Raw genomic sequence first — 15,537 nt, 5'->3', positions numbered from 1 at the left:
GCAGGCTCTAGCCTGTGCACTCCGCCAGACTCTGGAGACCCTCGCCATGACCGAATGCGCCTTCAACACTGTTCATGTCCGCGCGGCTGCCGGGCGCTCGACGCAACTGGGCCAGCGCCTGGGGCAGATCGCCGAAGCCGTGCGCAGCGCTCCCGGTTGCCTCGACTATGCCGTACAACGCAGCCAGCAAGACCCCGACCTGTGGACCGTCAAGGGCCGCTGGGCGTGTGCTGCGCAGCTCTTGGCGCACTTCGAGCTGCCGGCCCTGCAAGGCTTTATCGCGCTCACCGCTGAACAACTGGCCAGCCGCCTGCATTTCGACCATTGAGCGATTGGTCTCCTGGCCTTTTCCAGGATTGGTCATTGGTCACCCGGGGCACGCGGCGTAGGGTGAAGAGGTCTCGAACTTCTCGGAAACTTCGCCATGAAACGACTGCTCGCCACCACCCTGATGCTCGCCTCCTTCAGCGCCTTCGCCCATGAACCCGTGTACAACCAGGAATCGATCAAGGTGCTGCAGGAGCACGCCCTGACCAATGTGCCCGGCAAGAAAACCATCATGCTCACCGTCGACTACGCCCCCGGCCAGGCCACCGTGCCGCATAGCCACACCGGCACCGCCGTGGCCTACGTGCTGGAAGGCGCGATCACCTCGCGGGTGAATGATGAGAAGGCCGTGACCTACAAGGTCGGCGAGTCGTTCTACGAGCCGGCCGGCTCGCGGCACTTTGAATCGAGCAATGCCAGCCAGACCCAGCCAGCCAAGCTGCTGGTGGTGATGGTGCTGGATGACAAGGCCGAGGTGCTGACGCCGCTGAAGCAATAATCCTCCCCGCCACTGCAGGCGCTGGCGAGCCGGCGCCTCCAGGTTCAGCCGGGTTCAGGGGCGCTTGAACTGGCGGCGCAGGTCTTCGATCCGTGGCCGGCACGCGCAGCCTTCGAGGTGGTCGTTGACCATGCCCATCGCCTGCATCAGCGCGTACATCGTGGTCGGCCCGACGAAGGTCCAGCCGCGCTTCTTCAACGCCTTGGACAAACGCACCGATGCCGGTGAAGTCGGGTTGCCGGTCCAGTACGCCATGTCGACCACGGCGGGACGCTCCGTCTCGTCGGGCTCGAACGCCCACAACCAGCGCGCCAGCGAACCGGTCTCGTCGACCAGTTCACACGCCTTGCGCGCATTGTTGATGGTCGAGACGATCTTCGCGCGATTGCGCACGATGCCTGGGTCCTGCATCAGCCGCTCGATATCGGCCTCGCCATACTGCGCCACCCGGCGAAAATCAAAGCCTTCGAATGCCACGCGAAACTGCTCGCGCTTGCGCAGGATGGTGATCCAGGCCATGCCCGCCTGAAAGCCTTCCAGGCAGATTTTTTCATACAGCTGGATGTCATCCGCCACCGGCACGCCCCACTCATGGTCGTGGTAACGCGGGTACTGCGGCGCAGCCGTGCGCCAACTGCAGTGGGTCTGCCCGGTTGCATCCGTGGTCAGTCCGGGTTTATCCATCCATCACCTCCAAAGCCAAGCGGCGGATGATAAGCGAAAAAAATTCCCCTCCGCCAACCGCTCAAGCATCGGTGTTGGCGACCAACTGGTCAGACCGGGACTTGTCAACCGCCCAAGAATGACTTGTTATTTCAAAAAAACCCGGCGTAGACTGGCCGCGCACTGGACTTACCGGTATGACCACAACAATTAAGCCCTGGAACCACCAGGGCACCGAATAGAGATCCCTCCCATGCTCAGATGGTGCTCGCGTTCGATTTTCCTGCAAGTCGTGATTGGCCTGGCTCTAGGCATAATCTGCGGCCTGGCCCTTCCCGAATTCTCCTCGCAACTCAAACCCCTGGGTGACGGCTTTATCAAGCTGATCAAAATGCTGATCGGCCTGATCGTATTCTGCGTGGTGGTCAGCGGTATTTCCGGTGCCGGCGACTTGAAGAAAGTCGGGCGTATCGGCCTCAAGTCGGTGATTTACTTTGAAGTCCTCACCACCGTCGCGTTGGTGATCGGCCTGATCATGGCCTTCAGCACCGGGATCGGCACCGGCGCCAATATCCACCTGGAGCAGTTGTCCTCCGCCGGCCTCAATGAACTGGCGGACAAGGGCCAGCATATCCGTGGCACCAGCCAGTTCCTGATGGACCTGATCCCCAACTCGGTGATCGGCGCCTTCGCAGACAACAATGTGCTGCAGGTGCTGCTGTTCTCGGTGTTGTTCGGCAGCGCCCTGAACCTGGTTGGCGAAGCCGCTTCCGGCATCTCGCGGCTGATCAACGAGCTGAGCCATATCATCTTCCGCATCATGGGCATGATCGTGCGCCTGGCCCCCATCGGCGTATTCGGCGCGATCGCCTTCACCACCAGCACCTACGGCCTGGATTCCCTGCAACACCTGGGCAGCCTGGTCGGCCTGTTCTACCTGACGTGCTTTGCCTTCGTCGCCGTGATCCTCGGCCTGGTCATGCGCCTGTCGGGCCTGCGCATGCTGCCGCTGCTCAAGTACCTGCGCGAAGAGCTGCTGATCGTGATGGGCACCGCCTCCTCCGACGCCGTGCTGCCACAGATCATGCGCAAGCTCGAACACCTGGGCATCGGCAGCTCCACCGTGGGCCTGGTGATTCCGACCGGGTACTCGTTCAACCTCGACGGTTTCTCGATCTACCTGACCCTGGCCATCGTGTTTATCGCCAACGCCACCGGCACGCCGCTGTCGATGACCGACTTGCTGACCATCCTGCTGGTGTCGCTGATCACCTCCAAGGGCGCCCACGGCATCCCCGGCTCCGCGCTGGTAATCCTCGCAGCGACGCTGACGGCGATCCCGGCGATTCCGGTGGTCGGCCTGGTGCTGGTGCTGGCGGTGGACTGGTTCATGGGCATCGGCCGCGCACTGACCAACCTGATCGGCAACTGCGTCGCCACCGTGGCCATTGCCCGTTGGGAAAAAGACATCGATATCCAGCGTGCGAACAAGGTGCTCGACGGCCAGCAGGGCTATGCCTTCCAGGCCAAGAAGCCGGTACTGCCCGCGCACCAGGAGTTCTGACCGATTTCATCAGCGGCACCGTTCAAATGTGGGAGCGGGCTTGCTCGCGAAAGCGGTTATTCAGTCAATACATCTGTGACTGACCCAGCGCTTTCGCGAGCAAGCCCGCTCCCACAGTCAAGAGTCGCCATGCTCGCTAATGTATTCGCAACATAAAGGAGAGGTAGACGTGATCAGCACCTCAACCGTCGTCAATTCAGTCGTCGAAAAACTTCGCGCCGCCCTGGCGCGAGGCCAGTGGCGCCGGGGCGAAATGCTCCCCGGCCAGCGTGAACTGGCCGAACAGATGGGCATCAGCCGCCCGAGCCTGCGTGAAGCCGTGATCGTGCTGGAAACCCTCGGCCTGGTGCGTTCCATGCCCGGCAAAGGCGTGGTCGTGCTGGAAACCAGCGTCAGCGATCCACAGTCCAGTGACGCCGTGGCCGACGCCAGCCTCGAAGACATCCTGCAACTGCGCTACACCCTCGAACCCTTCATCGTCGGCCTGGTGGCGCAGTCGATCAGCAGCAAGGAAGTCGGGCAACTGCGCCTGACCCTGATGGACATGCGCGAAGCCCTCGATGCCGGTGACGCTGAAGCGGGCATGAACGCCTACATCGGCTTCCACGAGGAATTGTTCGCCCTCACCTCCAACCCGATCTTCCAGAACGTGGTGCAGCAAACCAGCAACGCGCTCAAGCAAAGCGCCCAGGTGCTGCGTAACTCGCCGGAACACCTGGCCGAACGCCTGCAGGAAAACGAGGCCGTGGTGCGCGCCATCCGCAACAAGAACAGTGCCCTGGCCAGCGCCGAAATGCGCCGACATATCCTGCAGGAAGGCCTGCGCATGGGCATTCGCCTGAACATCCCGGACGACCACCTGGGCAGTTGATTTTTTGGAGACCGGCCATGAACGCCCACGCCTTGCAACGCGACCCCGTCCTGCCCACCCTGCGCCTGGTGGCCGGCAAGAAGCCCTCGGTGGATGACATCTACCCACGGCTGTTCGATGCCATCCTCGAGCAACGCATCGCCCCGTCCAGCCGCTTTACCGAAGAAGGCCTGGGCGAGACCTTTGGCGTGAGCCGCAGCGTGATTCGCCGGGTGCTGGCCAAGCTGTCCCACCAGCAAGTGATCATCCTGCGCCCCAACCAGCGCGCCCAGGTCGCCGCACCGGATGGCCAGCAGACCCGGCAAATCCTCGAAGCCCGGCGCATGACCGAAATCACCGTGGTACAACTGGCCTGCGCCCAGGCAACGCCTGGACAGATCCGCCAGCTGCGCGAGCTGATTGCGCGCGAGCGCGACTGTATCGAGCGTGATCAACGGGGGCCGGCGATTCGTTTGTCCGGCGAGTTTCACCTGCAATTGGCTGCGATGGCCGGCAATGCGCCGCTGGCGCAGTTTCTCAACAGCCTGGTGCCGTTGACGTCGTTGATCATCGCCCAGTACGAAGCGCAGGCCTGCACGTACTGCGCGTGGCAGGAGCATGTGGCGATTGTCGATGCGATTGAGCAACGCGACACGGACATGGCAGTGCGCTTGATGACCGAGCATCTGGATCACCTGGAAACCAAGCTGCTGCAACTCAACTGAGCGCGGCGAGCGGTTGTCACCTGAGGGCGAATAATTGATAATCGCTCTCATTCCCGCCCAGACAGTTACAACATGCCGCCAGCCACGCCCCTCACCTCTTCCGACGCTTCGACCCTGCGTGAGCAGATCCTGAGGCAGTTGTTTGGCGACCACCATGGCTGGCTGCTCGACCGTCTGCGCGCCCGCCTGGGCTGCCGTCATGATGCCGCCGACATGGCCGCCGAGACGTTTGTCCAAGTCGTTGCGCTGCCCGCGCCGCAAACCATTCGCGAACCGCGCGCGCTGCTGACCACCATTGCCAAGCGGCTGATCTACGACACCTGGCGTCGCCGCGACCTGGAACGCGCCTACCTGCAAGTGCTGGCCGCCCAGCCCGAAGCGGTGGAGCCGTCACCGGAAGAGCACGCCCTGACCCTGGAAAGCCTGCTGGCCGTGGATGCCTTGCTGGATGGGTTGTCGCCGCGTGCGCGCACCGCGTTCCTGTGCAGCCAGATCGATGGCATGAAGTACGCCGACATTGCTGCGCTGCTGGGCGTGTCGACGATTCGCGTGCGCCAGTACGTAGCCAAGGGACTGCGCCTGTGCTGCCGCGAGTTGCTGGAATCATGAGTTCGCGCGCCGCCCTTGAACAAGCTATCGAGTGGAGTGCCTGCCTGCGCGATGAATCGCTGCTGCCCAGTGAACGCCATGCGTTCGAGCATTGGCTGCAGGCCGATCCGCTGAATGCCCAGGCCTGGAATACCGTGCAAAGCCATGTGCAACGCAGCCTGGCGCCGGCCCATGACGCACAGGCCCGCCGCGCCTTGCAAGCACCGCGCCCCAGTCGTCGTCAATTGCTGCGCGGCGCCTTGGCCGTCGCCGGACTCGGAGTGGTCACCCAGGCGCTGCGCCAGCCAGGCATGCCACTGGCGGAATTCGGCGCCGACCTGCGCACCGGCACCGGCGAGCGGCTGAACACATGGCTGGCAGATGGCAGCCACCTGGTACTCGATGCACAAAGCGCGGTGGATATCGATTGGCGTACGGACGAACGCCGGCTGTCGCTGCGCGCCGGCAAGATCATCCTCGACATCCGCCACGAGCCACGCCCCTTCAATATCAGCACCCCGTTTGGCCAGATACAGGGCAATGGCACACGGCTGATGGTAGCGGCGTACGCCTCATTCACCCACGTCTGGGCCCTGGGGCCGGACGTGCACATCACCACCCGCCGTGGCGCGCAACTGACGCTCAAAGCGGATCAGGGCGCACGCTTCAACGACAGCATTGAACGCCTGGCCGCCAACCACAGCGGCGAAAGCAGTTGGCAGGACGGCTGGCTCAACGTGCAGGACTGGGCACTGGGCGACGTCATCGCCGCGTTGAAACCGTACCGGCGCGGCGTGCTGCGCGTCAGCCCGAGCGCTGCGCCGATGCGCGTCTCCGGCGTGTTCTCCCTCGACCACAGCGACCGCGCCCTCGCCGCCCTGGCGCAAACCATGCCGCTGCGCATCCAGCGTTATGGCGAGTGGTGGGTAAGCGTCGACCGCGCCTGAATTATTTTTTCATCCGCCTATATCGCTTTTTCATGCTCGCTGGACATACCCCATGAACCGCCCACGAATGCGGACCGCCAATGGAGCCCTCGTTATGTCCCGCTGCACCCGTACCCTCTTTCCGCTAGCCCTGCTGGTGGCCCCCCTGGGCCTGGCCCACGCCGCCAATTTCGACTTGCCGCCCGCGGGGCTGGCGACCACCCTGGGCCGCATCGCCCAGCAAAGCGCGCGTGAAATCGTGTATGAACCGAGCCTGGTGTCCGGCCTGCAAGCGCCCGCGGTACGCGGTGACATGAGCACTGAGCAGGCCTTGAGCCGCGCCCTGTCAGGTTCCGGCCTGGGCCTGGACACCACCGAAGGCGGCGTATTGACGCTCAAGCCCCTGCCCTCCGGCACCCTCAACCTGGGCGAGACCAGCATCAACGCCAACACGTTCGACAGTGAAGAGAACGGCGACAACAGCTATGTGGTCAAGCGCAGCCGTGGCGCAACCAAGACCGATACGCCACTGGCCGAAGTTGCGCAGTCGATCTCGGTGGTGTCGCGCAAGCAGATGAATGACCAGGCCGTACAGGACGTCAGCCAGGCGGTGCGCTACACCCCCGGTATCTATGGCGAATACACCGGCAGCAACAACAGCCGCGAGCAGTTTCGCGTGCGCGGCTTTTCGCCCTACGTGTTCCAGGATGGCCTGATGCTGCCGTATGGCGAAAGTGGCCAGGGCAGCGTGTCCGAGCCCTACGGCCTGCAAAGCGTGGAAGTGCTGCGCGGCCCCAGCTCGATGCTGTATGGCCAGAGCCGTCCCGGTGGCTTGATCAACCTCACCAGCAAACTGCCGACCACCACGCCCTTGCATCAGTTGCAGGTTCAAGGCGGCAGCCATGACCTCAAGCAACTGGGCTTCGACTTCAGCGGCCCGCTGGACGACCAGGGCGTGTGGAGCTACCGGCTGACCGGCCTGGTCAAGGACAGCGGCACCCAGGTCGAACACGTCGACAACAACCGCAACTTCATCGCCCCCGCGCTGACCTGGCGCCCTAACGATGACACCTCGCTGACCCTGCTTGCCCAATACCAGCGCGACTGGGGCGGCACCACCGAGCAGTACTACCCGCAAAAAGGCTCGCAGCAGGGTTCGCCCTGGGGCCACATCGGCAGCGACACGCTGCTGGGCGATCCGGATTACGATCAGCTGCGCCGCGAAAGCTTCCAGCTCGGCTACCTGTTCGAGCACCATCTGAACGACACCTGGACCCTTCGCCAGAACCTGCGCTGGAGCAAGGTAAACATCCAGAACCGCTCGGCGTTCAACAACGGCTATGCCAGCGCCACCAGCCCGGTGCTCAATCGGCTGGCCTCCGACATCAAGCGCAACATCCAGATCTTCAACGTCGATAACCAGGCGCAGGCGCGCTTCAACACCGGTGCGTTGGAGCATACCCTGCTGATGGGCCTGGATTTCCGGCGCAACGCGCTGGACAACGACGTGGTCAACGGCACGTTCAGCCCGATCAACCCGTACAACCCCACTTACGGCGGCAGCGTCAGCGGCCAGTACGTGGGTCGCGACATGTACCAGACCCAGAAGCAGACCGGCGTCTACCTGCAGGACCAGATCAAGCTGGATAGCTGGATCCTGACCCTCGGCGGTCGCTACGACTGGGCCACGTCCACCAGCGACTTCCGCCCGGACCGCGCGACGCCACGCGACCGCGTGATCAAGCAGGACGATGAAAAAGGCACCTGGCGCGCGGGGCTCGGCTACCTGTTCGACAACGGCGTGATGCCCTACGTCAGCTACTCGCAATCGTTCGACCCGACGCTCAATACCAGCGTCAGCGCGACCACACCGATCTTCAAGCCGACCGAAGGCGAGCAATATGAAGCCGGCGTGAAGTACCAACCGCCGGGCCAGGACAGCTTTATCACCGCGTCGGTCTACACCCTGACCCAGAAGAATCTCACCACGGCCGACCCGCTCGACATGCGCAATACCGTGCAGATCGGCGAAGCGCGCAGCCGTGGCTTCGAGTTGGAAGGCAAGGCGGTACTGAACCGCAACCTGTCGCTGATTGCCTCTTACACCTACACCGACAGTGAAATCACCCAGAGCGGCTACGTGACCTCGGCCTACACCGATAAAGGCTACGAACTGCCCTTCACCCCGCGCCACCGGGCGTCGGCGTGGCTGGACTACACCCTCGATGACGGCCCGTTCACCGGCCTCGGCCTGGGCGCCGGCGCACGCTACACCGGCGTGTTGTGGGGCAGCTCCGCCGTCTCCACCACCGCCGCACGCGACCGTATCCAGAGCGGCAACGTCACCGTGTTCGACGCCGCCGTGCATTACGACCTGGGCAAGCTGGCCAATGATTTGAAAGGCACCCGCGTCGCGCTGAATGCCAGCAACCTGTTCGACAAGGACTACATCACCGCCTGCACCAACACCACCGCGTGCTACTACGGCCCACGGCGCAATGTGACCGCGACGCTGACCTACGACTGGTAAGGCAGCCGCTGACAACCGATGGCGAAGGCCCGCGCCATCGGGTTTGCCCTCAAGTCGGCAGCAAGGGGCGCTGGATCAACAGCACGTGGCGTCGCGAAGAGTCGCTGCGCCACACCCGACTGCAGGCGCTTGCGGCCTCAGGTTTGCTCGCGCTCGATCCACTTGGCCACGGTAGGCGCCGTATAGTCGCGCACTGCCGCCAGTAAACGCTCCACGTTCGGTTCGACAATCAACATGTCGCGGTGCACCGGCTTCAAAAACGCCTCGCTGACCACGTTGTCGAGGAAGGCGGCCAAGCCATCGTAAAACCCGTTGATGTTCAACAGTGCGCAAGGCTTGGCGTGCTGGCCCAATTGCGCCCACGTCCACACCTCAAACAACTCTTCAAACGTGCCGATGCCGCCAGGCAATGCGATAAAGCCGTCGGACAGATCCGCCATCAGCGCCTTGCGCTCGTGCATGGAACCGACGATCCGCAGGTCTGCCAGGCCGGTGTGGGCCAGCTCCTTATCGGCCAGGAACGCCGGCATGACACCAATCACTTCACCGCCACTGGCCAGCGCCGCGTCGGCCACCGCGCCCATCAAACCGACCGAGGCGCCGCCGTAGACCAGGCCGATACCGGCTTTGGCGAGCGCCTGACCCAATTGAGTGGCCATTTCGGCATACACCGGCAACCGGCCTGGGCTTGAGCCGGAAAAAATACACAGTCGCATAGACCCTCGCTTGCTGAGTGTTGTTGAGTACCCGGTGGATTAAACCACGCCAGGTTCTTTGCGTATTGACTGACAGCCCTGTCGGCGAGCAATCGGCAGAATGGGTGGCCGTATTATCAACATTCCTTTGCCGATGAGTGCCCCTATGCGACCCCTTATCCGTACCCTGATCGCCAGCGCTTTTATTCCAGCACTGAATGCGCATGCCCATCTCGGTGACGACGCCACGCAAGTGATCACCCCGGCACACCCCGTCTGGTTGCTTGAGCAACCTTACGCAGACGGCCCGATGCTGACGGCCCGCACGTTTGGTGCCAGTGCCTATGACGGGTATAGCGTCAAGGCCAACCTGGCGATCAGCTGTCACCCGCAGAACCCATCGGTGGGTATTGAACTGGAGATCTCCCCACAATCGCTGGGCTTCGACGTTGCGCCTTTTGAAGGCAAGGGTGCCGCCAAAGACGGACCACTGCGCATCACGACGGGAACCCGTGCCAGCGTCGATCACTCGATCAATGGCGTGTGGACCCACGGCGGGGTTTTCCAGGTCAGCACGATTTTTGTACTCCGCGGCTCCGTGCCCCGCGACGAACTCGCCTACTGGGCCAGTGATGCCTCACGGGGTCAAAGCCTGACACTGTCATTGGTGCCGGCCCAGGAGGGGGGCAAGCCGCTGACCGCAACGTTTTTACTGCCAGCCAATAACACCGGGCTGAAAAAAGTTATCCAGCCGTGCCTGGGGACTGCCACGCCATAAAAAAAGCCCCGCATCTTACGATGCGGGGCTTTGTGTCCAGCGGTTGGATCAAGCCGGTTGCAGCACCGACTGACCGCTCAACGCCAGGTCCAGCAGTTCACGGTTGGCGACCGCGTACATGGCGTAGTCCGTGCCGACCGCAGCACGAATTTCCACCATCATCGCGCGCCAGCGATCCGCCATGTCCTGGTGCTGCTCAAGCCACAGGGCCACGCGGGCTTCCATGTCTTGTGGCGCATCGGCCATTTGCAGTACCGCGATGGTGATCGCGCGTTGCTGCCAGTCCACGTCGTCGCGGAACGCTTCGCGCGCCTGGGCCTGCCAGTTGTTGGCCACTGGCAGATCGCTGATCTGCTGCAGGTACCACGGCAAGTCGAGGGCGCTGCCCACGGCGAAGTAGGCTTTCGCCACTTCGGCGGCATCGTGACCGGTGACGTCGGCGGCTTCGATGATCGGCAGCAGCGTGTACAGGTGCGTCGTACCGGCCACCATGCGCGCCAACAACTCCGGCACGCCGGCTTCGGTGTAGGCCTGGTAGCGGGTCTGCCAGCCTTCGCGGGTCGGGCCTTCCAGCAGTTCGTCGAGCTTGAGGCCCAACGCGGCCAGGTGTGGACCGAAGTGCGCGGTATCACGCCCGGCATCCTGCTCGTTGCGACGGCTGCGCAGGAACCAGCGTGTAGCACGGCGGCCCAGGCGCATCAGCTCGTCCATCAGCTCCAGTTGCACGTCGGCAGAGACCTGGTGGTCCAGGGCTTCGATCTGACGGAACCAGTGCGGGAGATGGAAAATGTCACGCACGATCACATAGGCGCCAGCCACGTTCGCCGGGCTCATGCCGGTCGACTCCTTGAGGCGCTGCACGAAGGTGATGCCCATGTGGTTGACCAGGTCGTTGGCGATCTGGGTGCTGACGATCTCGCGCTTCAGGCGGTGGCGACGCATGGCCTCGGAGAACTTGGCGACCAGGCTCGGTGGGAACGCAGTCTCCATGTCACGGGTCAGGTACTCGTCGTCCGGCACCAGCGACTTGAGCAGCGCTTCCTTGAGGTCGATCTTGCTGTAGGAGATCAATACCGACAGCTCTGGACGCGTCAGGCCCTTGCCGTTGGACGCGCGCTCGGTGAGCTGCTCCTCGGTCGGCAGGTACTCGATGGCGCGGTCCAGCTTGCCACGGCCTTCCAGGTCGCTCATCAGGCGCTTGTACTCGGCTGCGCGCTCGTAGGCCTTGCGGGCGGCCAGGGACAGGGCCTGGGTCTGCTTGTAGTTGTTGCCCAACACCAGGTGGCCGACTTCGTCGGTCATGCTCGCCAGCAGCTGGTTGCGCTGCTTGTCGGTCATGTCACCGGCCTGCACCACTTCGTTGAGCAGGATCTTGATGTTCACTTCGTGGTCGGAGCAGTCCACGCCACCGGCGTTGTCGATGAAGTCGGTGTTGGAACCGCCGCCATTGAGGCCGAATTCCACACGACCCAATTGGGTCATGCCGAGGTTACCGCCCTCGCCCACCACCTTGCAGCGCAGCTCGTTGCCGTTGACACGCAGTGCGTCGTTGGCCTTGTCGCCGACATCGGCGTGGCTTTCGGTGCTGGCCTTGACGTAAGTACCGATACCGCCGTTCCACAACAGGTCCACCGGCGCCTTGAGCAAGGCGTTCAGCAGTTCGGTCGGGGTCAGTTTGTCGGCCGAAATGTCGAAGCGCTCTTTCATCTGTGGCGAGATGGCAATGCTCTTCGCGCTGCGCGAGAAGATCCCGCCGCCTTCGGACATGATGCTGGTGTCGTAGTCGGTCCACGCCGAACGCGGCAGTTCGAACATGCGCTGGCGCTCGACGAAGCTGGTCGCCGGGTTCGGGTTTGGATCGATGAAGATGTGCAGGTGGTTGAAGGCCGCGACCAGTTGCAGCTTGTCGGACATCAACAGGCCGTTACCGAACACGTCACCGGCCATGTCGCCGACGCCGACCACGGTGATGCTGTCTTCCTGCACATTGATGCCGCGCTCACGGAAGTGACGCTGCACGCCGACCCACGCGCCCTTGGCGGTGATGCCCATTTTCTTGTGGTCGTAACCGGCAGAACCACCGGAGGCGAATGCATCGCCCAGCCAGAAGCCGTAGTCGATGGCGATGCCGTTGGCGATGTCGGAGAAGGTCGCGGTGCCTTTGTCCGCCGCCACTACCAGGTACGGGTCATCGTCGTCATGGCGCACGACGTTGGCCGGTGGTACCAGGGCGCCGTCTTTCAGGTTGTCGGTGATGTCCAGCAGGCCGGAAATGAAGATGCGGTAGCAGGCGATGCCCTCGGCCGCGATCTCGTCGCGGCTGCCGCCCAGTGGCAGGCGACGCGGCAGGAAGCCGCCCTTCGCACCCACCGGCACGATCACCGAGTTCTTCACTTGCTGGGCTTTTACCAGGCCGAGCACTTCGGTACGGAAGTCTTCCTCACGGTCGGACCAGCGCAGGCCGCCGCGCGCAACGTTGCCAAAGCGCAGGTGCACGCCTTCGACACGCGGCGAGTAGACGAAGATCTCGAACTTCGGCACCGGCTTTGGCAGCTCAGGAATCGCACGCGGGTCGAACTTGAAGCTGAAGTACGACTTGTTCTGGCCGTTGGCGTCGGTCTGGTAGAAGTTGGTACGCAGGGTGGCCTTGATCAGGTCCAGGTAGCGACGCAGGATGCGGTCTTCGTTGAGCACCTGGACGTCGTCCAGCGCGGTGAGGATCGCTTGTTCCAGGCGTTGCTGCTTGTCTTCCAGGTCGTCGGCGGTGAGCTTGCGCGCCAGGTAGAAACGGGTCTTGAACAACCGGGTCAACTCGCGGGCGATGTCGGTGTGGTTGTTCAGGGTGCTGGCGATGTAGCCGAGGTCGAAGCCCAGGCGGATCTGCTTGAGGTAGCGCGCGTAGGCACGCAGCAGCGCCACGTCGCGCCACGGCAGGCCGGCGGTGAGTACCAGGCGGTTGAACGCATCGTTCTCGGCGTCGCCATGCACGATGTGCACGAACGCGTCCTGCAGCGTGTCGTTGAGTTGCTGGATATCCAGGTTCACGCCTTCGGCGGCGATGAACGCAAAGTCATGGATCCAGAACTCACGGCCATTGGCGTGACGCAGGCGGTACGGGAATTCACCCAGCACGCGCAGGCCGAGGTTTTCCAGGATCGGCAGCACGTCGGAGAGTGCCAGCGGGGTATCGGCGTGGTAGAGCTTGCAATGCAGCTCGCGCTGGCCGGAGACCTGGCCCAGCGGCTGGTAGAAGCTCATCACCAGCGGGTTGGCTTCGGTGAGGCTGTTGAGGTGCTGCATGTCGACCACGGCCGAATGCGCAGCAAAACGCTCGCGGTAACCGGCTGGGAAGCCTTTCGGGAAGTCGGCCAGCACGTTGGTGCCCTGGGCTTCGCCGAAGCTTTCGACGACCAGGCTGGAGTAGTCGTCCTGCCAGCTGCGGCAGGCCTGTACCACTTCTTTTTCCAGTTGCAGCGGGTCGATGTCCAGGCGGTTCTTCGGGTCGACCCGCAGAATCAGCTGCACGCGCGCCAGCACGGACTCGGAGAAGAAGGTCCAGAACTCGCAATCCGAAGCCTTCAGGCGATCCATCAGCACTTGCTGGATTTTCTGGCGCACTTCGGTGGAATAGATGTCGCGCGGCACGTAGGCCAGGCAGTAGCAGAAACGACCGTACGGGTCTTTGCGCAGGAATACGCGGATCTTGTTGCGTTCCTGGATCTGCACGATCGACATCACGGTGCTGAACAGCTCGTCGACCGGGGTCTGGAACAGGTCGTCACGCGGCAGTACTTCGACCACCTGGGCGAGTTCCTTGCCCAAATGCGCCTTGGGCTGGAAGCCCGAGCGGCGTTCGATTTCGGCGACCTTGCGACGGATATACGGGATGACCCGCACGCTTTCGCCGTACACCGAGGAGGTGTACAGGCCCATGAAGCGGTGTTCCTTGATGACCTTGCCGTCGGCATCGATCTCGCGGATCGACACGTAGTCCGGGTAGGCCGGACGGTGCACGCGGCTTGGGTGCGCGGCCTTGGCGAACGACAGCACGGTCGGTTCACGCAGGTAGGCAACGGCATAGTCTTCGATGCGCAGGTCATCGGCGGTGAGGCCGGCGCGCAGCAGCTTGGTCAGACCGAGGAAGGAATTGGCGTCATATTCGATATGACCGCCGTCCGCCTCGTCACGTACCACGAATTCTTCATAGCCGAGGAAGGTGAAGTGGTTGCCCACCAGCCATTCCAGGAAGTTCTTGATCTCGGCTTTTTCTTCGCCATCGATCACGAACTGGCTGGCGTCGATACCGGCCAGCAGGTCCTGGACCTTGGCTTTCATCGGTTCGAAATCGGCCACGGCCACACGCACTTCGCCGAGTACCTGCTCAAGCTCTTTGCTCAGCACGTTCAGTTCGGCGGCGTTGGCGCAGCGGTCGATTTCCAGGTACATCAGCGATTCTTGCTGGATGCCTTCGCCCTGAGTGCCCTTGGGCAGGATTTCCAGCAGCTCGCCCTTGCTGCCACGGCGTACGCTGAGCACGGTGGTCTGCAGGGTGTGGATGCTGTAGCCGCGGCGGTTCAGCTCGGTACGCACCGAGTCGACCAGGAACGGCAGGTCATGGTGCAGCACTTCGACCGCGGTGTGGGTCGACTGCCAGCCATGACGTTCGTAATCGGGGTTGTAGACCCGCACTTGCGGTTGGGTGTGATCAAAGCGCTCAAGCAGGCGCCAGGCAGACAGGGTGCAACCGGCCAGGTCGGAAAGGCGACGCTGGGTCAGTTCGTCCAGGGAAATGATGCCGAAGAATTGTTCAGCGAACAGCGCCACTTGTGGCAGTGCCTGTTCACTGATGTGCTGCGCCAGTGCCGCTTGCAGTTGATGCTGGAAGTCGGCCTTGCTGGCTGCGGTGAAGAACGCCATCTGTGGTACTCCGCTTGGGCTTGTTATTGATGGAAGCGTCGCGTGTTATCCCCTTGCGGGGAGACCGTCAGCTCTGTTCGTCGATACAAGTGGATAAGTACCTTAAACGAATCAGGGTGACAGGTGGGTGAAGCTGGACAAGACAATGAGGTCACATACAACTTCCATAAGATGCGCACCTTGCCAGGTGACGGTACGACGGGCAGGTCAGGCGCCTGGCACATGCACATCCGTTGCGCAGCTTAACGACTGTAGGAAGACAGCTGCTTGCGGCGCTGCGACATATTCGGTCATCGGTAAGCAGGCCAGTGGTTGCGACTTGGGCAACCCGGATTTTTTCGCGGAAAAACAGGTGTTTTCCCCGCCCGCGAGTACCGGAAATGACTGATTCAGCCCGTCAGGTCATGCACTGGGTCTGACACGGGATGCAGCACAAAATTCGCCGCAATGGCACAATTGCCCACGCAATGCCCTA

At 62.7% G+C, this 15,537-nt stretch carries 12 protein-coding genes; 9 read left to right on the top strand and 3 right to left on the bottom strand.

The window, feature by feature from the left end:
- Positions 1-46 precede the first annotated feature (46 nt).
- Together C9990_RS13875 and C9990_RS13870 are read left to right on the top strand one after the other, a co-directional pair.
- Positions 47-328 (top strand): putative quinol monooxygenase, encoded by a 282-nt coding sequence (locus C9990_RS13875; protein WP_065907918.1) that lies wholly within the window; start codon positions 47-49, stop codon positions 326-328.
- Between the two features lie 96 nt (positions 329-424).
- Positions 425-826, top strand: a complete 402-nt coding sequence (locus C9990_RS13870) for a cupin domain-containing protein (protein WP_065907916.1) — start codon at positions 425-427, stop codon at positions 824-826.
- Between the two features lie 54 nt (positions 827-880).
- Here the strand turns inward: C9990_RS13870 and C9990_RS13865 are convergent, their stop codons facing one another.
- Positions 881-1,510, bottom strand: a complete 630-nt coding sequence (locus tag C9990_RS13865) for a DNA-3-methyladenine glycosylase I (protein ID WP_106803633.1) — start codon at positions 1,508-1,510, stop codon at positions 881-883.
- Positions 1,511-1,727: 217 nt separating this feature from the next.
- On the opposite strand from C9990_RS13865, the gene C9990_RS13860 reads away from it, so the two are divergent.
- From C9990_RS13860 to C9990_RS13835, 6 genes are all read left to right on the top strand, one after another.
- A complete protein-coding gene (locus C9990_RS13860; RefSeq protein WP_177343961.1) occupies positions 1,728-3,053 on the top strand; it encodes a C4-dicarboxylate transporter DctA in 1,326 nt (441 codons plus the stop codon).
- A gap of 169 nt (positions 3,054-3,222) precedes the next feature.
- Positions 3,223-3,924, top strand: a complete 702-nt coding sequence (locus C9990_RS13855) for a FadR/GntR family transcriptional regulator (protein ID WP_065907910.1) — start codon at positions 3,223-3,225, stop codon at positions 3,922-3,924.
- Positions 3,925-3,941: 17 nt separating this feature from the next.
- Complete coding sequence (locus C9990_RS13850; RefSeq protein ID WP_106803632.1) at positions 3,942-4,628, top strand: GntR family transcriptional regulator; 687 nt, start codon at positions 3,942-3,944, stop codon at positions 4,626-4,628.
- Positions 4,629-4,700: 72 nt separating this feature from the next.
- Entirely contained in the window at positions 4,701-5,237 is a 537-nt protein-coding gene (locus C9990_RS13845) for a sigma-70 family RNA polymerase sigma factor (protein ID WP_106803631.1), read from the top strand.
- Entirely contained in the window at positions 5,234-6,163 is a 930-nt protein-coding gene (locus C9990_RS13840) for a FecR domain-containing protein (protein ID WP_106803630.1), read from the top strand. The genes C9990_RS13845 and C9990_RS13840 overlap by 4 nt, the downstream gene beginning before the upstream one ends.
- A 94-nt stretch (positions 6,164-6,257) precedes the next feature.
- Complete coding sequence (locus C9990_RS13835) at positions 6,258-8,672, top strand: TonB-dependent siderophore receptor (RefSeq protein ID WP_157955074.1); 2,415 nt, start codon at positions 6,258-6,260, stop codon at positions 8,670-8,672.
- A gap of 137 nt (positions 8,673-8,809) precedes the next feature.
- Here the strand turns inward: C9990_RS13835 and C9990_RS13830 are convergent, their stop codons facing one another.
- The gene (locus C9990_RS13830; RefSeq protein WP_106803628.1) at positions 8,810-9,388 is read right to left on the bottom strand and encodes a TIGR00730 family Rossman fold protein; all 579 of its coding nucleotides are present in this window, start codon (positions 9,386-9,388) and stop codon (positions 8,810-8,812) included.
- A gap of 145 nt (positions 9,389-9,533) precedes the next feature.
- On the opposite strand from C9990_RS13830, the gene C9990_RS13825 reads away from it, so the two are divergent.
- Positions 9,534-10,145: a hypothetical protein gene (locus C9990_RS13825; RefSeq protein ID WP_106803627.1), complete on the top strand. Its 612-nt coding sequence runs from the start codon at positions 9,534-9,536 to the stop codon at positions 10,143-10,145.
- 48 nt (positions 10,146-10,193) lie between these two features.
- Here the strand turns inward: C9990_RS13825 and C9990_RS13820 are convergent, their stop codons facing one another.
- Entirely contained in the window at positions 10,194-15,062 is a 4,869-nt protein-coding gene (locus C9990_RS13820; RefSeq protein WP_065907896.1) for an NAD-glutamate dehydrogenase, read from the bottom strand.
- Positions 15,063-15,537: the final 475 nt, after the last annotated feature.

The organism is Pseudomonas sp. S5D5 (assembly GCF_003013355.1).
In the GTDB taxonomy this organism is placed as follows: Bacteria; Pseudomonadota; Gammaproteobacteria; order Pseudomonadales; family Pseudomonadaceae; genus Aquipseudomonas; species Aquipseudomonas aylmerensis.
The sequence above is the reverse complement of the archived record's forward strand: the minus strand, read 5'-3'. Positions and strand labels throughout refer to the sequence as shown.

What these genes read in the sequence shown, in the direction of transcription:
- C9990_RS13875 (WP_065907918.1), top strand. Translation starts at nt 47, where the DNA reads ATGACCGAATGCGCCTTCAACACTGTTCATGTCCGCGCGGCTGCCGGG.
- C9990_RS13870 (WP_065907916.1), top strand. Translation starts at nt 425, where the DNA reads ATGAAACGACTGCTCGCCACCACCCTGATGCTCGCCTCCTTCAGCGCC.
- C9990_RS13865 (WP_106803633.1), bottom strand. Translation starts at nt 1,510, where the DNA reads ATGGATAAACCCGGACTGACCACGGATGCAACCGGGCAGACCCACTGC.
- C9990_RS13850 (WP_106803632.1), top strand. Translation starts at nt 3,942, where the DNA reads ATGAACGCCCACGCCTTGCAACGCGACCCCGTCCTGCCCACCCTGCGC.
- C9990_RS13845 (WP_106803631.1), top strand. Translation starts at nt 4,701, where the DNA reads ATGCCGCCAGCCACGCCCCTCACCTCTTCCGACGCTTCGACCCTGCGT.
- C9990_RS13840 (WP_106803630.1), top strand. Translation starts at nt 5,234, where the DNA reads ATGAGTTCGCGCGCCGCCCTTGAACAAGCTATCGAGTGGAGTGCCTGC.
- C9990_RS13835 (WP_157955074.1), top strand. Translation starts at nt 6,258, where the DNA reads ATGTCCCGCTGCACCCGTACCCTCTTTCCGCTAGCCCTGCTGGTGGCC.
- C9990_RS13830 (WP_106803628.1), bottom strand. Translation starts at nt 9,388, where the DNA reads ATGCGACTGTGTATTTTTTCCGGCTCAAGCCCAGGCCGGTTGCCGGTG.
- C9990_RS13825 (WP_106803627.1), top strand. Translation starts at nt 9,534, where the DNA reads ATGCGACCCCTTATCCGTACCCTGATCGCCAGCGCTTTTATTCCAGCA.
- C9990_RS13820 (WP_065907896.1), bottom strand. Translation starts at nt 15,062, where the DNA reads ATGGCGTTCTTCACCGCAGCCAGCAAGGCCGACTTCCAGCATCAACTG.